At 28.6% G+C, this 24,454-nt stretch carries 14 protein-coding genes; 13 read left to right on the forward strand and 1 reads right to left on the reverse strand.

The window, feature by feature from the left end; genetic code table 11:
- Positions 1 to 56: 56 nt before the first annotated feature.
- The 9 genes from RSF37_RS02020 (at position 57) to RSF37_RS02060 (ending at position 17,888) form a co-directional block, all read left to right on the forward strand.
- Complete coding sequence (locus RSF37_RS02020) at positions 57 to 827, forward strand: N-acetylmuramoyl-L-alanine amidase (protein WP_332562708.1); 771 nt, start codon at positions 57 to 59, stop codon at positions 825 to 827.
- A 127-nt stretch (positions 828 to 954) separates the two neighbouring features.
- Positions 955 to 2,253: a M18 family aminopeptidase gene (locus RSF37_RS02025; protein ID WP_332562709.1), complete on the forward strand. Its 1,299-nt coding sequence runs from the start codon at positions 955 to 957 to the stop codon at positions 2,251 to 2,253.
- A gap of 105 nt (positions 2,254 to 2,358) precedes the next feature.
- On the forward strand, positions 2,359 to 2,877 hold the full coding sequence (locus tag RSF37_RS02030; protein WP_332562710.1) for a PepSY domain-containing protein: 519 nt from the start codon (positions 2,359 to 2,361) through the stop codon (positions 2,875 to 2,877).
- 80 nt (positions 2,878 to 2,957) lie between these two features.
- The gene (locus tag RSF37_RS02035) at positions 2,958 to 3,629 is read left to right on the forward strand and encodes a response regulator transcription factor (protein WP_332562711.1); all 672 of its coding nucleotides are present in this window, start codon (positions 2,958 to 2,960) and stop codon (positions 3,627 to 3,629) included.
- Positions 3,629 to 4,711 carry a sensor histidine kinase gene (locus RSF37_RS02040; RefSeq protein ID WP_332562712.1) on the forward strand — a complete coding sequence of 361 codons (1,083 nt, stop codon included), beginning with the start codon at positions 3,629 to 3,631 and terminating at the stop codon, positions 4,709 to 4,711. Before RSF37_RS02035 ends, RSF37_RS02040 begins: the two co-directional genes overlap by 1 nt.
- Before the next feature lie 108 nt (positions 4,712 to 4,819).
- The gene (locus RSF37_RS02045; RefSeq protein WP_332562713.1) at positions 4,820 to 5,743 is read left to right on the forward strand and encodes a DMT family transporter; all 924 of its coding nucleotides are present in this window, start codon (positions 4,820 to 4,822) and stop codon (positions 5,741 to 5,743) included.
- A 113-nt stretch (positions 5,744 to 5,856) separates the two neighbouring features.
- Positions 5,857 to 7,128 (forward strand): L-cysteine desulfidase family protein, encoded by a 1,272-nt coding sequence (locus tag RSF37_RS02050; protein ID WP_332562714.1) that lies wholly within the window; start codon positions 5,857 to 5,859, stop codon positions 7,126 to 7,128.
- A gap of 192 nt (positions 7,129 to 7,320) precedes the next feature.
- A complete protein-coding gene (locus RSF37_RS02055) occupies positions 7,321 to 9,120 on the forward strand; it encodes an FUSC family protein (RefSeq protein WP_332562715.1) in 1,800 nt (599 codons plus the stop codon).
- A gap of 284 nt (positions 9,121 to 9,404) precedes the next feature.
- Entirely contained in the window at positions 9,405 to 17,888 is an 8,484-nt protein-coding gene (locus RSF37_RS02060) for a GH36-type glycosyl hydrolase domain-containing protein (protein ID WP_332562716.1), read from the forward strand.
- 151 nt (positions 17,889 to 18,039) lie between these two features.
- On the opposite strand, the gene RSF37_RS02065 is transcribed toward RSF37_RS02060, so the two are convergent.
- Positions 18,040 to 18,804, reverse strand: coding sequence for an IS1/IS1595 family N-terminal zinc-binding domain-containing protein (locus RSF37_RS02065; protein WP_332562717.1), 765 nt, complete (start codon positions 18,802 to 18,804; stop codon positions 18,040 to 18,042).
- Positions 18,805 to 19,275: 471 nt separating this feature from the next.
- On the opposite strand from RSF37_RS02065, the gene RSF37_RS02070 reads away from it, so the two are divergent.
- The 4 genes from RSF37_RS02070 (at position 19,276) to RSF37_RS02085 (ending at position 24,295) form a co-directional block, all read left to right on the forward strand.
- Positions 19,276 to 19,833, forward strand: coding sequence for a glycerol-3-phosphate responsive antiterminator (locus RSF37_RS02070; RefSeq protein ID WP_332562718.1), 558 nt, complete (start codon positions 19,276 to 19,278; stop codon positions 19,831 to 19,833).
- Between the two features lie 58 nt (positions 19,834 to 19,891).
- Positions 19,892 to 21,388 (forward strand): glycerol kinase GlpK, encoded by a 1,497-nt coding sequence (glpK, locus tag RSF37_RS02075; RefSeq protein WP_332562719.1) that lies wholly within the window; start codon positions 19,892 to 19,894, stop codon positions 21,386 to 21,388.
- Positions 21,389 to 21,611: 223 nt separating this feature from the next.
- Positions 21,612 to 23,042 carry an NAD(P)/FAD-dependent oxidoreductase gene (locus RSF37_RS02080; RefSeq protein WP_332562720.1) on the forward strand — a complete coding sequence of 477 codons (1,431 nt, stop codon included), beginning with the start codon at positions 21,612 to 21,614 and terminating at the stop codon, positions 23,040 to 23,042.
- An 11-nt stretch (positions 23,043 to 23,053) separates the two neighbouring features.
- Positions 23,054 to 24,295, forward strand: coding sequence for an NAD(P)/FAD-dependent oxidoreductase (locus tag RSF37_RS02085; protein ID WP_332562721.1), 1,242 nt, complete (start codon positions 23,054 to 23,056; stop codon positions 24,293 to 24,295).
- Positions 24,296 to 24,454: the final 159 nt, after the last annotated feature.

The following is a 24,454-nucleotide window of genomic DNA, read 5'->3' on the forward strand; positions in this document are numbered from 1 at the left end:
TGAAATATTTTGAATAATTACATAAAAAAGTAAAAGAGAAAGAAGGGGTGTTCTATTTGGTTTGTCTTACAGAAGTAAATGGTACAGAGATTAAAGAAGATTATATAGAAATAAATTTTACAAAAGGTATAGATATAAGTAAAAAATATATTGTTATACATGGAATTGATATAAGAAAATATAAAAATATCAATGATTATAAAATTTATGTAAAGACTAATGATAAGGCAAAAGAATCAGTACATTATATAGTATCTGATAATGAGATTATAAAACTTTTGAAAGATAACAATAGAGCATTACATATTAAAGATAAAGTAACTAAGGAAATAAATAATTCAAATTCAGTAAGTGTTAGTATAGGGTTAAGGTATGGAATGGATGCAAGAAAGGTATTTAATAATTTAATAGAACTTGTAAATAAGTTAAGGCATGAATATAATATTCCACTTAAAAATATAATAAGACATTATGATGTAACAGGTAAGAGGTGCCCAGAAGAACTTATGAATGAATTTACATGGCATAAGTTTAAAGGAAGTCTCTGTAATTTAAATATAACTAAAAGACCAATTGGAATAGCTAACATAAAAGAAGGTTTTAATAGTTTAATAATAAGAAAAGAGCCTAGTTTAGAATCTAACATTGTAGTAGAAGTTTTAGCACAGGAAAACATTTATGTGTATGAAGATGGAGAAGTCTGGATTAAAGCTGTAGTTGAAGATATAAATAGTATGCATTTAGGATATATTAAGAAAAATATATTAAATATAGAGAGATTAACAAGTGAAATGTTATTTAAAACTTATAAAAGAAATACTGTTTAGAGTTTGAATAAAGTATTAAAATATATAGTAATGTAAGTTATATATTTAAAGATATGATAAAATACAACTAATAAAACAACATATTATATGAACCTAAAATTCATATAAATATTAGGAGGAAAGACAAATGGAAAAGAAATTAGCAAAAGAATTAATAGATTTCTTATATGAAAGCCCAACTGCATATCATGCAGCAGCATCAGTTAAGGATATTTTAAAAAATGAAGGTTTTGAGCAAATATTTGAAGAAGATGCATGGAAATTAGAAAAAGGAAAAAAATATTTTATAGATAAAAATGACTCAGCAGTTATTGCATTTGAAGTTGGAATGGGAGATCTTGAAAAGGATGGATTTAGACTTATAGGATCTCATACAGATGCTCCAGGATTTAGAATAAAGCCAAATGCTGAAATGAAAGTAGAAGATACTTACGTTAAGTTAAATACTGAAGTATATGGTGGACCAATACTAAGTACTTGGTTTGATAGACCACTTGGAATTGCTGGTAGAGTAATAGTTAAAGGTGAATCACCACTTAAACCAGAAGTTAAATTAATAAATATAAATAAACCAGTAGTAATAATACCAAACTTAGCAATCCACATGAACAGAAATGTTAATGAAGGATATGCATACAATAAGCAAAAGGATACATTACCTTTAGTAGGGTTTGTTAATGATTCATTAGAAAAAGAAGGTTATTTAATGAGCTTATTAACAGAAGCATCAGGTGCTAAGAAAGAAGATATATTAGACTTTGATTTATTCTTATATGAATTTGAAAAAGGATCATTAGTTGGAATTAATGAAGAATTAATATCAGCTGGAAAGCTTGATGACCAATGGATGGTATTTGCAGGAATAAAGGCATTATTAAATAGTACTAATATTGATGCAACTAAAGTTATGATTTGTATAGATAACGAAGAAATAGGAAGCTTAACAGCTCAAGGTGCACAATCAAACTTAATAAGAAGAACATTAGAAAGAATTGCTATAGCTTTAAATAAAGATACAGAGGAATTCTTTAGAGCACTTAAAAATTCATTAATGATATCAGCAGATTTAGCTCATGCTGTACATCCAAACTTACCTGAAAAGCATGATCCAACAAATAGACCTTTCCTTGGAAAAGGACCAGTTCTTAAAATTGCAGCATCAGGAAGTTACTCAACAGAAGGAGTCTCCGGAGCTATATTTAAATCAGTATGTGAAAGTGCAAATGTTCCAATGCAAAAGTTCGTAAACAGATCAGATGTTAAAGGTGGAACAACAATAGGCCCAATGTCAGCTGCTGACCTTTGTATACCAGTTGTTGATATGGGAGCACCAATACTTGGAATGCACTCAGTTAGAGAACTTGCATCAGTTAAAGATAATTTCTATACAGTAGAAGCATTTACTAAGTTCTTTAGTTTAAACTAAATTTTCTTAAATTAGAAAATTCTCATTTAAATCAAAGAGTATTTTAATTTTCCCCTGGTAATATTAGTTCATAAGCTATTAAGAGGCAAGGGGAGGAAGTTAAAAATGACAAATAAAGATAATATAAATAATGAGAAAGAATATATAGAAGTAGAAAATACTGAATTAATTGAGGGTAATGCAAATGCTCATAATGGCAGTGAAAGTTCAAAGAGCAGTTGTAATGAAAGTTTTAATAAGGTAAAAGATAGTGCTTGTAAGCATAAAAAGAAAATTAAAAAAGTCCTAATTGGAGCTATTATGTTTGCTGTAGTTTGTACTATAGGAGCTGGAGGGTTTGCATATTATAAAATAAAGCAATCAACAAAGTATACTATAGAACAAGCAAATGATATTGCATTAAAAGCAGTACCAGGTACTATAGTTAGTAGTGAAAAAGAATATGACGACTTACATGTTGAATATGAGTTTAAAATAAAAGACGATAAAAATATGTTACATGAAGTTACTGTAGATGGTGCAAATGGAGCTATATTAGATGTGGATTCTCCAGAACACAATCATTTAGATGATGATCATATAGCTAAAGATCACTCTAATAAAGAAAACTCAATTAGTAAATAATTAAAAGGTAGAGTGCATTAACTATTTTGCATACTCTACCTTTTTTATATTTATTGTACTTATGAAAGGAAATGATTAATGTGTACAACGTACTTATAGTTGAAGATGAAGAAAATATGGTTTCATTTATAAAGATGGAATTAGAATATGAAGGATATAATGTAAGTATTGCAAATGATGGTAGAAAAGCTGTATCTCTTGCACTTGAAAATGATTTTGATGTAATACTTTTAGATTTAATGCTTCCAGGTATAAATGGAATTGAAGTTTGTAGAAGAATTAGAAAAGAGAAAAACACTCCAATAATAATGTTAACAGCAAGGGATAGTGTAATGGATAAAGTTACAGGACTTCAAGCAGGTGCTGATGATTATTTAGCAAAACCTTTTGCGATAGAAGAACTTCTTGCAAGAATGGAAGTTATATTTAGAAGGAATAAAAAAGATAATAATAAATCAGAGATGAAGTTTAAAGATATAGAACTTGATATAGAAGGAAGAACTGTAAGAAGAAATAAGGAAACTATAGAACTTACTAATACAGAGTTTCAGTTACTCCTTATGTTTATGAAAAATATAAATCGTGTACTAACTAGAGATATTATTTTAGAAAACATTTGGGGATATAATAGTGAAGCTGAAACTAATGTTGTGGATGTTTACGTAAGGTATATTAGAAATAAGTTAGATAAAAATGATAAGGAGAAATATATTCAAACTATTAGAGGTGTTGGATATATAATGAGAGACTAATGAAAGAAAAATACAAAAACTTACCGATATTTTGGAAGATAACTATAGCATCTGTAATGATTTTTCTTATATTTTTATTATTTATAGGGATAGCACAATCAGTTATATTTTTTGATTGGTTCTTTGAGCATAAAAATAAGTATGGAATAGATCTTGATATTTTTGATGATATATTTCAGTCTTATGGAGCTGTACTTTTAATTACACTATTCTTTGGAATAGTACTTAGCATAATAGGTGGAATAATTATATCAAGGTTACTTTTATCAAATGTACGAGATGTTATTGTAACTATGGAAAATATAAAAAGTGAAGGCAAGCTTGATAAGAGAGTGAAGGTAAGCAATACTAATGACGAGATATCAAAGCTTGGAAGGGTATTTAATTCTTTAATGGACGATGTTGAGAGCTCCTTTAATCGTGAGAAAAGATTTGTTCAAGATGCATCCCATGAGCTTAAGACTCCTCTTACAATAATAAAAGGGCATTTATCTCTTATAAGTAGGTGGGGTAAAAACAATCCAGAAGTATTAGATAAGTCAATAAAAGTTAGTAGAGAAGAGGTTGATAGATTAACTATATTAGTTAAATCTCTTTTGGATATGTCAAAGTTTGAAAATAGTAATGAAACTTTTAAAGGAAGTTCAGACATTAAAGAAATTATGGATGTAGTATTAAATGATTTCTCTATTTTAAATAGTGATTACAAAATTGATTATAAAAATAAAGGCGTTTACGTATTTAATATGAAAGGTGAGCATTTAAAACAAATACTAATAATACTTTTAGATAATGCTATAAAGTACTCAAAAGGATTCAATGAAATAGAAGTTAATGTAGAGGAAGATAGTAACTATCAAATATTAGAAGTAAGTGATAAAGGCGTTGGAATACCAAAAGATGATATACCATTTTTATTTGATAGATTTTATAGAGTTGATAAGTCAAGAAATAGTAAAACTGGTGGTAATGGATTAGGTCTTTCAATAGCAAATAGGTTAATTACAATGTATGGGGGAAGTATCTCTGTTAGTAGTATAGAAGGTGTACAAACAATATTTAAAGTGCTAATTCCAAAGTAATAAATATACCTTAAAAAATAATTTAAATAATCCATTGACAATGGAAAAAAATATAACTAAAATTGTTAATTGGGAATTTAATATTTACATTATTTTGGAGGGAAAGAAATGAAAAATTATAAAGGGATTATGTACGCGATTTTAGCTTCTGTTGCTTTTGGATTAATGCCTATATTTGCAAAGGCAGCATATATAAATGGATCAAATCCAGCAACAGTTTTATTATATAGATTTTCAATAGCAGCAATAATTTTGTTTGTATATTTAAAGTTTAAAAAGGTAGTATTAAAAGTTTCTAGAAAACAATTTTTACTTTTGTTTTTCACAGGAGCAATTGGATATACAATAACAACTCAAACATTATTTATGTCTTATAACTATTTAAGTGTAGGACTTGCAACAACATTACATTTTATATATCCAGCATTTGTTTGCGTTTTAGAGTACTTCTTATTTAAGAAAAACATGAGTAAGGCAAAAGTTATGTCACTTATGTTTGCAGCAATTGGAGTATACGCACTAGTTGCCTTTGAAAATCAAACGCTTAGCACAATGGGATTATTTTTAGCATTATTCTCAGGAATATCTTATGGTATTAATGTACTGATGCTTGCAATGAAGGAAATAGCTGATATAGATAATAGAGTAATAACAATGTATATATCATTTGGAGCAGCAGCTGGAATGCTAGTTTATGGTGGTGCAACTGGTCAAATAATTAATAAAATAAATTTAAGCCTTAGCTTATCATACGTATTAATTGCAGTAGTATCTACTATTTTATCAATTATATTCTTACTTAAAGGTATAGAAATAATAGGAGCATCATCTGCATCAATACTTGGAACATTTGAGCCGATAGTTAGTATAGTTATGGGAATAGTATTATTTGGAGAAAAGCTTACTTTTGCTTTAATACTTGGAACTATATTTATATTAATATCAACAATAATTTTATCTAAAGATAAAAATGGTGATGAAACATTAGAAGAATTAATTGAACATAAAAGTATTACAAAAGTAAAAGCATAAATAAAAAGTTTAATATTAAAAACAACCTAAAATAATATTAGGTTGTTTTTTTAGTTAATTGTTTACATTGGTGGTATAATGAGAGTATAAACTTGGGAGAAGAGGCGAAAATTATGAGAAGAGAATTTATAGAAATACTAAATAGAGAAATGGTACCTGCCGAAGGGTGTACTGAACCTATAGCAGTAGCTTATGGTGTTGCATTAGGAGTTGAAGCTTTAGGAGAAGATCCAGAGAGTATAAATATACTTCTTAGTGCAAACGTTATAAAAAATGCTTTAGGCGTTGGAATTCCAGGGACCGGGAAAATTGGGATAGATATAGCAGCAGCACTTGGAGCTGTTATTAAGAAATCAAACAAGAAGCTTGAAATGTTATCAGACTTTTCAGAAGAAGAATTAGAAAAAGCAAACAAGCTTGTTTTAAGTAAAAAAATAAAAGTTTCTCAGAAAGATACAAAGGAAAAACTTTATATAGAAGTAATATCAAAAGGAGAAAGTAATTCTTCAAGAGTAGTAATTTCAAAAGATCATACTAATGTAATTACTATAGAAAAGAATGGTGAAGTATTTTTAAATAAGGATTCAGAAGAAGAGAATGATGATAGTTCTAATCAAGAAACAGGATTATCAATTGAAGAAATATACGAATTTGCAACTAAAATGCCTTTTGAAGAAATAAAGTTTATATTAGAAGCAGCTGATATGAACAGTAAAGTATCAGATGAAGGGCTAAAAGGTGGTTATGGCTTAGAAGTTGGTAGTAAAATAATTGAAGATAAAAAGTTTAATTTATTTACTAACAATATGGCAAATAGAGTAATTGCAGCAACTGCAGCAGCATCAGATGCGAGGATGGATGGTTGCTCAATGACTATTATGACAACAGCTGGTTCTGGAAATCAAGGTATAGCATGCTCAATGCCAATAGTTGAAACCGCAAAAGTTTTAGGGAAATCAAGAGAAGACATAGCGAGAGCCTTAGTTATAAGTAATCTTATTACAATTCATTTAAAAGAGTATATGGGAAGATTATCTCCTTTATGTGGAGCTGGAATTGCAGGAGCGACAGGAGCATGCTGTGGTATAACTTATCTTTTAGGTGGAAACTTAACTAATATAAAATATGCAGTTAATAATATGATTTCAGATATTGCAGGAATGATATGCGATGGCGCAAAGAGCACTTGTGCTTTAAAAATAGCAACTGCTACTAATGCAGCAATTCAATGTGCAACATTAGCTATGAATAACATATCTCCAACATCAAAGGACGGAATAATATTTGAGGATGCTGAAGATACAATAAAAAATATTGGTGTTTTAGTTAAGGAAGGCTTAGGAAATGCTGATAATACTATATTAAATATAATGCTTGCAAAATAGTAAAGTAATAGATTGGGTGTGATGGAATCAAGTGCGGATTTTTCACACTCTTTTTCTTTTATACTAAATTGTTGATTTTCTAAAATCAACAATTTAGTATAAAAGAAGATTAATTAAAAGTTAAATGTTTATATATTAATTATAAAAATTACAAATGATATAATTAAAATAAAAGTTAAGAGGAACAATTATATGATGAAGAAACAACTTATTACAGCAACATCATTAACATTAGTTTCAACACTAATTCTTGCGGCTGTATACTTCTTATTTGGTAAAGAAAACATAGTGTTAGCTTTAGCAGTAATTATTGCAATAATGAATTTAGCTAAAAAAGATTTTACTATAAATCCAAAAAATGAATTCATAAAATTATTAGTTGGATTTATATCATTAGCTACATTTTCAGAGCTTGCTAATATAAATATTTGTTTTGGAATTATTTTAAATGCAATATTTTTATTTACGATAGGGGCATTATATTTAGATGATTTAGACAATGGATATTATTATGCGTTTACAAATTTATATTTGTATACTTTAGTATTTTCAGTAGATACTAATCAATTTCCTATAAGATTGTTAGGAGTTATATTTTGTGCAGTATTAATTATGGTATTGAAGCTGTATGTAATTAAAGCTAATTTCAAAAATAAGAAGATGAATTTATTAGTTGAAATGATTAACGTTACAAATAGTAAAATTGAAAACTTAAGCGAAAATAAAAACAACATTGAATTTAACATTAAGCTAGAAAAATTATCAAACAAGTTAGAGGATTTACTTAATAATTCAACAGATAGTAATGGTAATTTTATTTATCAAAGCAAATACTTATTCGATGTTTTAATTACAATTGAAAAGATAAATTTAGAAATTGATAAAGGTGTAAATTATAAAAAGAATGAGGAATTATTAAATTCAATAGAGAGGTCATTAAATAATTTAAAATTATTTATAACAGGGAAATTAACTATTGATGAAGCTATGAGCAAGTTAGATGAAGAGAAAAAGATTATATCAAATTGCAATTGTAATGGCGAAAAGCTTAATTTATGTTTAATAGATTTAATGATAATATCAATTAGAGGATATTCAGTTGGTGATACGGAACATAAATCATTCTTTGAAGAAATTAAAATAACATTAGCACCAAAAAAGATAATAAAAAAGGTAGTTAATTCATTTAAAGAACGTGAAGAAACATTTTATTTTAATATAAGAATGGTTTTAGCAGTAACAATTACATACGGGGTAGGAAGAATGATTAATTTAGAATATTACTATTGGATGGTATTTTCTGCTTTTGTAGTAATTCAAGTTAACTTAAGAGATACACTTTTAAAAGGCTTTAAAAGACTAAAAGGAACTATAATTGGTGCTGGTATATCGGTTATAATATTCCAGTATGTAGATAATATGAATTTAAAAATAGCATTAATTATAATTGCTGTATTTTGTGCCACATTATTTAAGAGCTACGATAAATTAATGATATTTACAACTATATGTACATTAGGTGTTAAAGATATTACGAGTCCTTCAATATCAATAATTGGAGATAGATTAATATTTGTTTTTGTTGGAATAACTATATCTATTATACTAACTTATATAATAAAACCATATAAGTTTAGTGATGAGTGTAATAAAAAACTTATTAAAATTAAGGGAAATGACAGGAAGATATTTAATTTTATAAGAGAGAAAGCAGCTAGATGTAATAGTGTGGGATACAACAATATAAGAGAGATAATGCTTCAAAATACTCTTATGATAAATTATTTAAATACAATAAGTGATAACGATAATGCCATTTATATAGAGTTTAAAATGTATCACAATAGAATATCAGTAAATTCAGCATTTTTATATAAGCTAGTAGTACTAGGGGAAAAAGTTGACTTAGATAATTATCTAAAGAAAAGGCTTATTATTGATATTGAAAAAGATATAGATTTAATATTTAATTTGAAGCCGAGCACGATATAATAAATACATTTCGGAAAGAGTTATAGTCTAAAATAATTTACTTATTTTAGACTATAACTCTTTTGTATTTAATTGTTGATAGAAATTTGTAGAAAATAATCATATATATATCAACAATTAAGTATAAAAGAACAATAAAGAAATAAACTACAAATAATAATATAAGAACGTATAAATCTATAAGACAATCTCCTATGAAATAATTTGAAGAAAAAAGTAATTATTTTTGGAATTTTGGTAAAAACTATTCCCATAAGTAAAACTTTGCAAAGGAGAAAAGTGATATGAATAAAAATGATTCATTGAATAGTAGAAGAAACGTTCTAAATGAGCTAAAGCTTAGTTTTATGAAGATAAAGGATACTTACAAGTATATAAAAGTTTTATCAAATGAAGGGGAAGAGATAATAGGATCCGGCGAATGGCTTCTTGATAATATTTACTTGATTGAAAAAGAGTATAAAGCTATAAAAGCAAATATGCCAAAAGAGTATTTCCAAAATCTTTTTACTGAGACTTCACAAGATCAAAGCAAAGCAGCTCCACGAATATATCTTTTAGCAAAAGAAATGATAAAAGATAGCAAAGGCAAGGTAACAGAAGAAAATTCAATAAACTTTATAAATCAAAAAAGAGATAAGTTCAAAATGGGTGAGCTTTGGGCATTTCCATTAATGCTTAGAGCTGGGATAATAATAAATCTTTCAGAAGCTTCAGAGAAACTGAAAGAGATACAAAAAGATAAGAAAAGTGGTAAAGAATTAGCATATAGAATAATAAGCTCAAGAAATAAAGAACATATAGATGATTTTTTAAAGAGCCAAATAAACGGCAAATCAACTATATTTATTCATGAGTTTTATAAAGTGCTTAAAGACAACTCAATAGATGATGAGGAACTTTATAACTCAATAGTAGTGAATATGGGAACTGCTAAGCATGATGAAGATTCCATAAAGAATAGTTTTAAAGAAGAGTATTTAGAAGATACTATAAGTTCATCAATAACATCACTAAGAGAGATTGACGGAATTAATTGGAGAAGATTTTTTGAGGAAACATCACAAGTTGAAAAAATACTTAAAAAAGATCCAAGTAATATTTATGAAAAAATGGACTTTGAATCAAAAGATTACTATAGGCATACTATAGAAAAAATATCTAGAAAGTATGGAGTAGATGAGAATACAATTGCTGAGAAATTAATTGAGTTATCAAATATAGCGAAAGAAAAAGAAAAGAAAGAGTATAAAGTTCATGTTGGATATTACTTAATAGACGACGGAATTAATGAATTAGGTGAAGTACTAGGTCGTAGTATTAGAAATAAATATAGCGCTATAAAGTTTTGGGGCATTAATATAATAGGTACTTTATTAATTATAGCGGTAGTATTGTTACTTGGACGTTTATCAGGAGTTCAATACAACAGATACCAATATATAATTGCAGGAATTATAATATTAATCCCTTCAAGTGAAATAATAGTAACTTGTATAAATTGGTTTGTTGGAAAAAAGGTTCCTATGAGGTATGTGCCTAAAATTGATTTAATAAATGGAATAAATAAAAGTGATAAAACTATAGTTATAGTTCCATCAATGATTAGCTCTAAAGAAAATATAAAAAATCTTATCGAAAAGCTAGAAGTTTCATATTTAGCTAACAAAGAAGAAAATTTATATTTTGCAATTGTTGGTGACTTTTTAGATAGTGATCATGAACAGGATGAACAGGATAAAATCCTTAATGATTTTGGTGTATCTGAAATTCAAAAATTAAATAATAAATATTGTAATTCAAATCAAAGTAAATTTTTCTATGTAAATAGAAGAAGACTTTATAATGAAAAAGAAGAAAAATTCATGGGTAGAGAAAGAAAGAGAGGTAAGATTATTGAATTTATTTCTCTTATAAAAGGAGCTGGAAACCAAACTTTTAATATTGTAAGTAGTTCTACTGACATATTAAAAGATGCAAAATACATAATAACTTTAGATACAGATACATTTATGCCAAGAGACACTGTAAGAAAACTTGTTGGGGCAATGTGCCATCCTTTAAATAAAGCATTAATAGATAAAGATAAGGTAGTTAGAGGATATGGAATAATGCAACCTAAAGTATCGATATCTTTAGAAAGCAAAAACATGAGTGAATTTTCAAATATTTTTGGAGGGGAAGGTGGTGTTGATGGATATTCAACAGCATATTCAGATACTTACCAAGATTTATTTGGAGAAGGCTCATTTACAGGTAAAGGAATATTGGATATTGATGTATTTTATAATATTTTAAAAGATGAAATTCCAAACAATAGAATTTTAAGTCACGATCTTTTAGAAGGGTGTTTCGTTAGAAGTGCATTAGTTACTGATTGCGAACTAATTGACAATTATCCTTCAAGCTATTTAGGAAGTGCAAAAAGATTACATAGATGGGTAAGAGGAGACTGGCAGTTATTACCTTGGATTTTCTCATCAAAATTATCATTACTATCAAAGTGGAAAATAGTTGATAATTTAAGAAGAAGTTTACTTGCACCATCTCTATTAATTGGATTAATTATTGCGCTAAGGTACTTAAATAGAGGTATTGAAGTATCCGTAATATTATTTTTAGCAATAATTTCACCTTTACTATTTACAGTAACTGATTTTGTAGTTACACCAAAAAATAAGTTATCAGGAACATTTAAAAGCTTAAAACAAATAATACTTATTTTAAGTTTTGTACCATATCAAACATATTTAATGGTAAATGCAATAGTAAAAACATTATTTAGATTAATAATATCTAAGAAGCATTTACTAGAATGGCAAACAGCAGAAGATGCAGAAAAATCAATAGAAAGCAATATGGCATATTATTATGAAAAGATGTGGTTCTCACTAATTGCAGGAGCGTTAATAGTTGTAGTTGGGTTTGAATCTTCATTATTTTTTGGAGTAATGTCAGTATGTTTATCTATTCTTTGGATATTTGCACCATTAATTGCTTATAGAATAAGTATAGTAAAGGAAAAAATAAAACCTATATTAAGAGAAAGGGACTTTATTTATCTAAGAGAAATAAGTAGAAGAACTTGGGCATATTACGAAGACTTTGTAAATGAAGAAAACAATTATTTGCCACCAGATAATTACCAAGAAAAGCCATTTAAAGGGGTGGCACATAGAACATCTCCAACTAATATTGGTATGGGACTTATAACTAATTTAGTAGCATATGATTTAGGTTATATTCCACTAAGTGAAGTTATAAATAGACTGGAAAATATTCTTAGTGGAATGTCTAAGTTACCAAAATATAAGGGTCATTATTTAAATTGGTATGATACAAAAACATGTGCACCATTATGGCCAAGGTACGTGTCAACAGTAGATAGTGGAAATCTTCTAGGATATCTTTGGATTGTAAAAGAAACATTAAATGAATATAAAAATAATCCAATAATAAGAAAAGAAGAAATACAGTCTTTAAAAGATACATATAGAATATTGAAAATTCAAGATGATATAAATATTGGAGAGTACAGATGTGAACAAGACTATTCTTTAATACTATTAAAAGAATTAGATAAGCTTGAAAAATTAAAAAAAGAAGAAAATAGTGATAATGAAGAATTTAATTACTGGATAAGTAAACTTATAAGTGAAATTAAGATGAAACTTAGTGCTGCTGAAAATATATTAGAAAGCATTACTAAAATATTACCTAATGAATCTAAAAAGAAAAATCCATCTATAATTGAACTTCAAAGTTTAATAAAGGAGTTAGCAGAATCTTCTGGAGATGACTTTAAAGAAATTTTATTAAGTAAAGTTAATGAATTAAGTTTCTTTGAAAATAGAATTGATAAAGTTATAAAAAATATAGATGACATAATGGAAGAAATGGATTTTACAATGCTGTATGATTATAGTAGGGATTTATTTTCTATTGGATATAACTTAGAGGAAGATAGTTTAGGTAAATCATATTATGACCTTCTAGCATCTGAGTCTAGAATAGCATCATTTTTAGCTATTGCTAGAAATGAAGTAAAAACATCTCATTGGTTTAAGTTAGGTAGAGCCATGACCAATTCATTTAAAGGTAAGGCACTAGTATCCTGGAGTGGTACAATGTTCGAATATTTAATGCCAAACTTAATAATGAAAGATTATGATGATACTTTATTAAACTTAACTTATAAATCAGTTATTAAGGCACAAATATCCTTTGCTAGAAAGAAGAGAGTTCCTTTTGGAATATCAGAGTCAGCATTTTATCAATTTGATGTATCTGAAAACTATCAATATAAAGCATTTGGAGTTCCGGGGATTGGACTTAAAAGAGGGTTGGAAGATGAAATAGTAGTTTCACCATATTCAACAATAATGGCACTTCCAATAGCTACAAATAAAGCTATTGAGAACTTGAGATTATTAGAAAAAGAAGGTGCCCTTAGAAGATATGGATTTATAGAAGCTATTGATTTTACTCCAAATAGGGTAAATAAGATTTTAAGCGAAGAAGTAATAGATGAAGAGTTTTATGATGAAAATATCATAAATTCAAATATGGATACTAAGAAGCAAAAAGTTGAGTATGAAAGAATAACAACAGATAAAAACAGTTATAAGATAAGAAGCGGTGGAAAGCCTGTTGTATGTTATATGGTACATCATTTAGGTATGTCATTTTTAGCTCTTGATAATATATTAAATAACAACATATTACAAGAAAGATTTCATAATATACCAGAAGTAAAAGCAACCGAGTTACTTCTTAAAGAAAAGATACCAAATTACATAACATTTGAAAGAGACGGAGAAGTTCAAGTTGAAAGAAAACAACTTGAATTAGAAGATTTTATTAAGAGAAGCTATAAAGGTGCCCTTAGAAAAAATCCTGAAATATTACTTCTTTCAAATGGAAGTTTTTCAAGTATGGTTACACTTACAGGAAGTGGATATTCAAAGAAGGGCGAGAATTTATTATATAGATGGAAAGGTGATAGTACAGCAGATAGTAGTGGATTGTTCTTCTATATAAAGAATTTAAATTCAAATGAATATTGGAGTGCAACTTATGAACCTTGTAAGAGTGAAGGTGAAGACTATAAAGTAGAATTTTCAGTTGATAAAGGAAAGTTTTATAAGAAGGAAGGATCAATTGAAAGTGAAATGGAGGTTGTTGTATCTCCAGAAAATGATTTGGATATAAGGAAAATAACACTAAGAAATACAGGAGACAAAGGAAGAAGTATAGAGCTAACAAGTTATATGGAAGTAACTTTAACATCCTTTGAAGGTGATTCAGCTCACCCAAGTTTCTCTAATCTTTTTATCCAAACAGAATATGATAAAGAAAGTGAGACTTTATTAAGCAAGAGAAGAGCGAGAGTTCAAAATGGAAAGGTTCCGTTTGTATACCATAAAGCTATAGTTGATGGTGAAAGTGAAGGTGCAATAACTTACGAAACATCAAGAATTAATTTTATAGGAAGAAATAGAGGGCTTAATTCTCCAAGTGCACTAGATAATGATAGTCCACTTAAAAATACTGTTGGAATAGTATTAGATCCAATTATGAGTATTAGAACTAGAATTAGGATAGAGAGTAATGAAGAAAAAGTAATATACTTTATTACTGGTACTTCAGAAAGTAAGGAAGAATGTTTAAAGGTTGCAAATGAATACTCAAATATTAAAAAATTAGAAAAATCATTTACTATGTACAATAGATCAATGCAAGTTGAACTTAGAAACCTAGGTATAAAATCATCTCAAGCTAATATATATCAACAATTAGCTTCATATGTTTTGTTTTTACATGATGGTAGACTAGATAGAGAAAATTTTATAAAAAATATAAGTAAGCACCAAAAAGATTTATGGGCTTATGGAATATCTGGAGATTTGAAAATAGTTTTACTAGAAATACAAGATGAAGATGATATTGATATAGTCAGATGGGCAATAAAGATGCATTATTACTTTAGAAGTAAAGGCTTAAAGACTGATTTAATAATATATAACAATGAAGAAGATTCTTATGATAAACCACTTCAAAAAAACATACTTCAAGTAGTTAATCTTCTAGCTAGTGGAGATATAATAAATAAACCAGGTGGTATATTCATACATAATAAAGCTACAATGACTGAAGATATAAAAGACTTCCTAATAGGAATTGCTTCTATATATATAGATAGTGAAAAGGGAAGTATATTAAGTCAAATAAAAGGCAATGAATCAGAAAAAGAAAACGTAAGAATTAATAGAGAAGATACTAGAGGGATCTATATAAATGAAGATAAAGTAGAAGTAAGAGAGTGTGAAATTAAATTAAGTAGTGAAAAAAATAAAGGTAATACTGAAACTTTAAATACAAATAACTTAGATTTCTTTAATGGATATGGAGGATTTGATAAAGAAGATGGAAGTTATGTAATAAAACTTTCAGACTATAAAAATACTCCAGCACCTTGGATAAATGTAATATCAAACGAAAACTTTGGTTTCCATATATCAGAGGTAGGTTCAGCCCATACTTGGTGTGGAAATAGTAGAGAGAATAAAATAACTCCATGGAATAATGATTGGGTTCAAGATCCTTTAAGTGAAGCAATATATGTAAGGGATAATAAACTTGGAACATATTTCTCAATAACTCCAGAGCCAGTACGTGATGGCGGAGAATATGTAATTCGTCATGGATTTGGATACTCTTCTTTCGCACATAGTGTTAATGGTATAAAGAGTACTATGACAACTTTTGCTACAAGAAGTGAAAAGTTAAAGATTCAAAAGATAGTTCTTGAAAATGAAAAGGACACTGAAGTAGAATTATCAGTATTTTACTATGCACAATTAGTACTTGGTGTTTTAAATTATCAAACTTCAAAATATATAACAACATACAGAAAAGGCAACTATATTTATGGTGAAAATCCATACTCAGAATATTTCGGAAAGCTTAAAGCATACTCAACTATAATAGGTGGAGATGATGTAAGTTTTACTTGTGATAGAAGAGAGTTTATTGGAATTGGAGGAAGTATGGAACTTCCACAAGGACTTAAATATAGTAGTTTAGATGGTAAGGTTGGAAGCATATTAGACCCTTGCTTAGTTACTGAATGTAAAGTGAAACTTAATAAGGGCGAAAAGAAGGAGATTTTAGTACTACTTGGTGAAGAGGAAAAAGAGGAAAATATAGAAAATATAATAGAAAAGTACAGTAATGTAGCTAATGCTGATGAAGAACTTCAAAAAGTAAAAGAATACTGGAGTGATTTCCTAGGAAATATTAGAGTAAAAACAGAAGATAAGTCGATGAATTACTTACTAAATGGATGGCTTTTATATCAAAATTATAGTTGTCGTTATTTAGCAAGAACAGCATTTTATCAATCTGGAGGAGCTTATGGATTTAGAGATCAGCTTCAAGATTCAATGTCACTTGGGTTAATAAAACCAGACATTACAAAAGAACAAATATTAAGAAGTGCATCAAGACAATATTTAGAAGGGGATGTTCAGCATTGGTGGCATCCTGTAATAAATAGTGGAATAAGAACAAGATTCTCAGATGACTTATTATGGCTACCTTTTGTAACAGAAGAATATATAAAATCAACTGGTGATTACAGTATATTGAATGAAAAAGCACCATACTTAGAAGATGAACCTTTAAGAGAAGGTGAAGATGAAAGATATACAATAGTTAACCAATCAACTAAAGAAGGTACTATTTACGAGCATTGCGTTAAAGCTATAGAAAAATCTTTAAACTTTGGGTCTCATAACATCCCATTAATGGGAAGTGGGGACTGGAATGATGGAATGAGCACTGTTGGTAATAAAGGAAAAGGAGAAAGTGTATGGCTTGGATGGTTCCTTTATAAAATACTTTCAGATTTTGATGATATAGCAATTTACATGAAAGATGAAGAAAAGATAAGTAAATACAAAGAAATGAAAGAGTTTATAAGAGAAAATATTGAAAAGAATGCCTGGGATGGTGGTTGGTACAGAAGAGCATACTTTGATGATGGAACACCACTTGGCTCAAGAGAAAATGAAGAGTGTCAAATAGATTCACTAGCTCAAAGTTTCTCTGTAATATCAGAAGGTGGTAAAAAAGAAAGAGCAAAAGAAGCTATGGAAGCAGTAGAAAGAAACTTAGTTGATGAAGATTTAGCTTTAATAAAACTTTTAGCACCACCATTTGAAAAATCAAATTTAGAACCAGGGTACATAAAAGGCTATGTTGCAGGAGTAAGAGAAAATGGCGGACAATACACTCATGCAGCTACTTGGGTAATTCTAGCCTTAACGAAGCTTGGAATGGGAGATAAAGCTTTAAAATACTTTGATATGATAAATCCAATAAACCATACAAATACAGAACTTGAATGTAGAAGATATAAGTTAGAACCATACGTTATGGCAGCAGATGTTTATATAAGAGAGCCACATGGAGGAAGAGGCGGATGGAGCTGGTATACAGGAACAGCAGGCTGGATGTATAAAGTTGGCCTTGAAAATATTTTAGGATTTACGATGTATAAAGGTGAAGGATATAAAATAAATCCGTGTATTCCGACTTCATGGAAGGGTTTTGAAATATCAATAAATAATGCTACAGAGCAGTATAACATAAGAGTTAAAAAATCTGGTTCTAATAAAATAATAATAAATGGATTAGAAATAAAAGGCAATATAATACCTAAAAATCTGGGGAAAGCAGATATTGAAGTGTATTATAAAGGTTAAATTGTATTTAAATTGGGCAGCTTACTTTATGGTGAGTTGCTTTTTTTTATCTTTAGCGTTCTTTTGTATTAAATTGTTGATAAATATAAGTCTCTTTAGAAAAAAGTGTTTACGATTCTTTTAAACTAAATTGTTGATAAAATAATTACCTTTAAGAAGAAATACAATTTTTAAATTCAAAATTAAACCATGCAAAGTAACGCTCTAAATATTTAGTAGCAACGCCTCTAAAGCGGATAAACCAATAATATAAAAATGGAATATATCCAGGATTATCAGATAAAAATCTATGCTCATATAAAGTTGTAGTAGCAATTTTTTTGCTGCTTGAATGGTAGGAAATATTTTTATTGAAATTTCTTGCAAAAGCAGTCAAATACCTATTTTTATGTCCAAATAATATAGAAGACTTTTGAAATTTATTTAATAAAGCATTTGATAAAACAGTATGATTACAAAAATCATACGCTGATATGATAGAAAAATATTTTAAATTAGTATCGATAGCAGACGTAATAAAAACACGTCTTCTCTTAGGTGAAGTTATATTTTTTGATCCTTTAAAATTTTCTTTGAACAAGCTATTTATGAGTTCAACATAATTATTTAATTTATATTTAGTAGTTTTAAGATGCATAGTATTTAATATTTTATGTCTCCAAATAAAGGATGTTTTAAGAGATATATTTAATGCAAGTGCACATAGATTAAGGCTTAGGCCTGCATTCATAAGATTTATGTAATCTTCTTTTAAATGTTTATATTTTTTAGAATAGTAGAATTCAGAATTAGTTGAATCTGAAAAAGTTTTATTACAATCTTTATTTAAGCATTTATATCTTTGGATGTTATCAAATTTACCATTTTTACATAAAATAGTTCCTTTGCAATATGGACAATATTTATAGTTTTTCATATTTATTCACCTCATTTATAGTATTGACACAAACTCAGAAAAACAAACATATGTTCGTATAAGGAAAGAAAATTTTATCAACAATCTAATATAAAAGAAGTGAATTTAAGAAAAAAATATTAAAAAATTACAATCAACAATTAAATATAAAAGAATAATATTAACAAAAAACAGCAAAAACCAACAAAGATGGTTAAAAAAATAACAATTAAACAAAATAGTTAAACGCATAAAGAAAACAAAAAATAGAAAAATCAATACTGAAAAAAATATAAGGACAGGAGATAATTAGGGGAATGAATTCCATCAACAATTAGGTATAAAAGAATGTAAATATATAATTTAATTTCAAAAAAACTATATAAATTTATAGAAAATGTTAAAAATTTATCTAAATTGACACATTAAATTTAAAGTGCAATAATAAATTTAATAAAGTAAACATTTACAATAAGTTTTTAAGGAGATTATATGAATTTTAATGAAGTATTAGAAAATAATCCAGTAATAGCAGCAGTAAAAAACTTTGAAGAATTAAATATAGCAATAGAGTCTAATATTGAAGTTATATTTGTTCTTTTTGGAGATGTGCTAAATGTTAAAGAAATTAGTGAAATCATAGATAAAAAAAACAAAATCGGAATAGTACATATTGATTTGATAGATGGATTAAATCAAAGGGAAGCCGCAGTTAAGTATCTAAAGAGAGAAACTAAATTCAAAGGCATAATAAGTACAAAGTCACAAGCCATAAGACTTGCAAAAGAAAATGGCTTTATTGTCATCCAGAGAAGTTTCGTATTTGATACGATTTCTTTAGAAAATGTGAAAAATCATTTAGCATCAAACATAGATGCAATAGAAATCTTACCGGGACTTATACCTAAAGTTATCGAAGAACTTTCAGCAAACTCTTCAATACCAATTATCTGTGGTGGATTAATTGATACTAAAGAGGAAGTTATGATGGCTTTAAGATCAGGAGCAACATCAGTGTCTACGACAAAAAGAGAAATATGGAAGATGTAATAATAGCTAATAATTTAATTTAAATATTTAAAAGTAAGCATAAAGAGGTGTATTAAATATGAAAAAGTATATTATAGCCCTAGACCAAGGAACAACAAGTTCAAGATCAATAATTTTTGATAATGAACAAAATATATTAGGTTTAAGCCAAAAAGAAATAACTCAGATTTATCCTAAAGAAGGATGGGTTGAACATAATCCAATGGAAATATGGGCAAGTCAATATGGAGTTCTTCAAGAAGTTATGGCTAAAACTAATTTAACTCAAGAAAATATTGCAGCAATTGGTATAACTAATCAAAGAGAAACAACAATAGTTTGGGACAAGATTACAGGAGAACCAATTTACAATGCTATAGTTTGGCAATGTAGAAGAACAGCAGCAATATGTGATGAATTAGAAAAGCAAGGACTAAAAGATTATATAAAAGAGACTACAGGATTAGTTCTTGATGCCTATTTCTCAGGAACAAAAATCAAATGGATTTTAGATAATGTTGAAGGAGCTAGGAAAAAAGCTGAAAGAGGAGAACTTCTTTTCGGAACAGTTGATACATGGCTAGTTTGGAAGCTTACTTCTGGAAGAGTTCATATAACTGACTATACAAATGCTTCAAGAACAATGCTTTATAATATAAATACACTTGAATGGGATAAAAAGATGTTAGAAATTTTAGATATCCCAGAATCAATGTTACCTGAAGTTAAAAATTCATCAGAAGTATACGGATACACAAACCTTGGTGGTAAAGGTGGTCATAGAGTTCCAATAGCTGGAATAGCCGGAGACCAACAAGCTGCATTATTTGGTCAAGCTTGTTTTACAAAGGGTTCAGCTAAGAATACTTATGGAACAGGATGTTTCTTACTTATGAATACTGGAGAAGAAAAAGTTGAAAGTAAAAATGGACTTTTAACAACAATTGCAATTGGAATAGATGGAAAAGTTCAATATGCACTTGAAGGATCAGTATTTGTTGGGGGAGCTGTTATCCAATGGATTAGAGATGAGCTTATGCTTGTAACTGATGCACAAGATACTGAATATTTTGCGAAGAAAGTTAAAGATAATGCAGGTGTATATGTAGTACCAGCTTTCGTTGGACTTGGAGCACCTTATTGGGACATGTATGCTAGAGGAGCTATATTTGGATTAACAAGAGGAGCTAATAGAAATCATATAATTAGAGCAGCACTTGAATCAATTGCATATCAATCAAAAGATGTATTAGATGCAATGGAAGAAGATGCTGGATACAAAATAAAGAGTTTAAAAGTTGATGGTGGAGCTAGTAAGAATGAATTCTTAATGCAATTCCAATCAAACTTAATTGATACAGAAGTAACTAGACCAATCATTAGTGAGACTACTGCACTTGGAGCAGCATATTTAGCTGGACTTGCAGTTGGATATTGGAAAGATAAAGAAGAAATTGCTAAGAGCTGGTATGCTAGTGAAACTTATGAGCCAAAATCCGATGAAGCAGAAAGAGAAAAGCTGTATGCAGGATGGAAAAAGGCAGTGTCCAGAGTAAGAAATTGGGAAAATGAGTAAAATATATTACGAAAGATAAATTTAAATCAAATAATATATGAAAACGTTTGACAAAGACGAATAAATATGATAATATGAAACCATAATAGAATATGAGTGTTAAGAGAGTTAGAGTCAAGCACATGAATTAGGGATGAATAATCTCTAGTTTCTGCTTGGCTTTTTTTGTCCCTTAGACAATTTGGATTCATAAGAAATTGATAAAAATCTAGGAGGTTTTAGTATGTATGATGTAGCAATTATAGGAGCAGGAGTTATAGGAGCTTCAATATTCAGAGAACTTACAAAATATGATTTAAAGGTAGTTGTACTAGAAAAAGAGAATGATGTCTCAATGGGAACATCAAAAGCAAATTCAGCAATAGTCCATGCTGGATATGACCCAAAGGTTGGAACACTGATGGCAAAATACAACGTACGTGGAAATGAAATGTTTGAAGATCTTTGCACAGAGCTTAGTGTACCATTTAAAAGAAATGGATCATTAATTATAGCATTCTCAGAAGACGATATGGAAACAGTAAAGAACCTTTATGAAAATGGAAACAAAATTGGAGTTAAGGGATTGCAGATATTAAATAAAGAAGAATTATTAGAAAAGGAACCAAACTTAAACAAAGAAGTGTTTGGAGCATTATTTGCACCAACTGGTGGAATAGTTGGACCTTATGAATATACAATAGCTCTTATGGAAAATGCAGTAGCAAACGGCGGAGAGTTAAAAGTAAGAGCCGAAGTTAAGAACATAGAAAAAGAAAATGATAAATTTAAAATTACAACAAAAGACGGAGAAACAATCGAAGCTAAATATGTAATAAATGCAGCAGGAGTTCATGCAGATGAGATACATAATTTAATAGCGGAGGAAAGCTATAAAATAATACCAAGAAAAGGTGAATACTTTGTAATGGATAAGACACAAGGTGGTATTGTAAATTCAACAATATTCCAATGTCCATCAAAGCTAGGAAAAGGAATATTAGTTACTCCAACAGTTCACGGAAACCTTTTAGTAGGTCCAGATGCTGAAGATCTTGATGATAAAGAAGATACAGGAACAACTGGAGATAGACTTGATTATATAAGAGAAACTTCAAAAAGAACAACTGACAAAGTTAACTTTAGAGAATCAATTAGAAACTTTGCAGGACTAAGAGCTACTCCAGATAGAGGAGATTTCATAGTTGAAGAAGCTAAAGATGTTAAAAACTTCATAGATGTTGCAGGTATTAAGTCACCAGGACTTTCATCAGCACCAGCTATAGCAGAAGATGTTGTAAATATATTAAATGATTGTGGTTTAGAACTTAAAGAAAATAAAGAGTTCAATCCAAATAGAGAAGAAATAGTATTTATGGAACTTTCACAAGAAGAAAAAGCAGATATAATCAAAAAGGATCCAAGATACGGAAAAATAGTTTGTAGATGCGAAAGTATTACAGAAGGTGAAATAGTTAATGCTATACACAGATGTTTTGGAACTATAACACTTGATGGTGTAAAGAGAAGATGTAGACCAGGAATGGGAAGATGCCAAGGTGGATTCTGCGGACCAAAAGTACAAGAAATCATAGCAAGAGAATTAGAAATTCCAATGGAAAATATTTATCAAGAAAAAGATGGTTCATATATTTTAGTAGGAAAAACAAAGTAGGAGGGATATCAATGTACGATTTAATAGTAGTTGGGGGAGGCCCTGCAGGACTTGCAGCAGCATACGAAGCATATAAGGACGGAGTTAAAAAGATTTTAATAATAGAAAGAGATAATGAATTAGGCGGTATATTAAATCAATGTATCCATAATGGTTTTGGATTACACACATTTAAAGAAGAATTAACAGGACCAGAATACGCTCAAAGATTTATCGATATGTTAAAAGATACAAATGTTGAAGTAAAACTTGGAACAATGGTTCTAGATATAGATGATGATAAAAATGTTCATGCAATAAATCCAGAAGAAGGATATGTTGTATTAAAAGGAAAAGCAATAATTCTTTCAATGGGATGCAGAGAAAGAACAAGAGGAGCTATAAATATTCCAGGAGATAGACCATCTGGAGTATTCACAGCTGGTGCAGCTCAAAGATATATAAATATGGAAGGATTTATGCCAGGTAAGAAGGTTCTTATATTAGGATCTGGTGATATCGGACTTATAATGGCAAGAAGAATGACACTTGAAGGCGCTAAAGTAGAAGGTGTTGTAGAACTTATGCCATATTCAAATGGATTAAACAGAAACATAGTTCAATGTTTAAATGACTATGATATACCATTATTCTTATCTCATACAGTAATTGATATTGAAGGAAAAGAAAGACTTAAAAAAGTTGTTATAGCTGAAGTTGATAAGAATAGAAGACCAATTAAAGGAACTGAAAAGGAATTCGAAGTTGATACATTGCTTCTTTCAGTAGGATTAATTCCTGAAAATGAATTATCAGAAAAAGCTGGAATAAAGAAAGATATGAGAACAAATGGACTAATAGTATCAGAAAGTATGGAAACTTCAGTAGATGGAATATTTGCTTGTGGTAATGTTGTACATGTTCATGATTTAGTAGACTTTGTTACTCAAGAATCAAAGCATGCAGGTAAATCAGCAGCTAAATATATTAAAGATGAACTTAAAAAAGGTAAATCAATAAATATAATAAATGGTCAAAATGTAAACTACACTGTACCACAAAGAGTTACAGTTGATGCAATTGACGGAACTATGACAGTATTTATGAGAGTAAATAACATTTACCATGATAAAGCTTTAGTTGTTAGAGAAGGCGACAAAGAAATAGCTTCATTTAAGAGAAAGCATCTTGCTCCATCTGAAATGGAAAAAATATTATTACCAAAGAAACTTTTAGAAGGAGTTACTTCTGATATAACAATTTCATTAGAATAGCATTAATTTAGATTGTAGTAGCAATCAACAATTAAAGTTAAAAGAAATAAATGTACTAAAAAGATAGTAATCAACAATTAAGTATAATAGATAGATATATAACTAAAATAATAAAGACAATGTACCACAAACAATTAAGTATAAAAGAACACTAAAAGG

The sequence above is a fragment of the Clostridium sp. genome (genome assembly GCF_036643715.1).
Lineage (GTDB): Bacteria > Bacillota > Clostridia > Clostridiales > Clostridiaceae > Clostridium.

Coding starts and splice junctions, on each gene's coding strand:
- RSF37_RS02055 (WP_332562715.1), top strand. CDS start 7,321: ATGATGAAGAAACAACTTATTACAGCAACATCATTAACATTAGTTTCA.
- RSF37_RS02065 (WP_332562717.1), bottom strand. CDS start 18,804: ATGAAAAACTATAAATATTGTCCATATTGCAAAGGAACTATTTTATGT.
- RSF37_RS02060 (WP_332562716.1), top strand. CDS start 9,405: ATGAATAAAAATGATTCATTGAATAGTAGAAGAAACGTTCTAAATGAG.
- RSF37_RS02025 (WP_332562709.1), top strand. CDS start 955: ATGGAAAAGAAATTAGCAAAAGAATTAATAGATTTCTTATATGAAAGC.
- RSF37_RS02070 (WP_332562718.1), top strand. CDS start 19,276: ATGAATTTTAATGAAGTATTAGAAAATAATCCAGTAATAGCAGCAGTA.
- RSF37_RS02085 (WP_332562721.1), top strand. CDS start 23,054: ATGTACGATTTAATAGTAGTTGGGGGAGGCCCTGCAGGACTTGCAGCA.
- RSF37_RS02040 (WP_332562712.1), top strand. CDS start 3,629: ATGAAAGAAAAATACAAAAACTTACCGATATTTTGGAAGATAACTATA.
- RSF37_RS02030 (WP_332562710.1), top strand. CDS start 2,359: ATGACAAATAAAGATAATATAAATAATGAGAAAGAATATATAGAAGTA.
- RSF37_RS02080 (WP_332562720.1), top strand. CDS start 21,612: ATGTATGATGTAGCAATTATAGGAGCAGGAGTTATAGGAGCTTCAATA.
- RSF37_RS02050 (WP_332562714.1), top strand. CDS start 5,857: ATGAGAAGAGAATTTATAGAAATACTAAATAGAGAAATGGTACCTGCC.
- RSF37_RS02045 (WP_332562713.1), top strand. CDS start 4,820: ATGAAAAATTATAAAGGGATTATGTACGCGATTTTAGCTTCTGTTGCT.
- glpK (WP_332562719.1), top strand. CDS start 19,892: ATGAAAAAGTATATTATAGCCCTAGACCAAGGAACAACAAGTTCAAGA.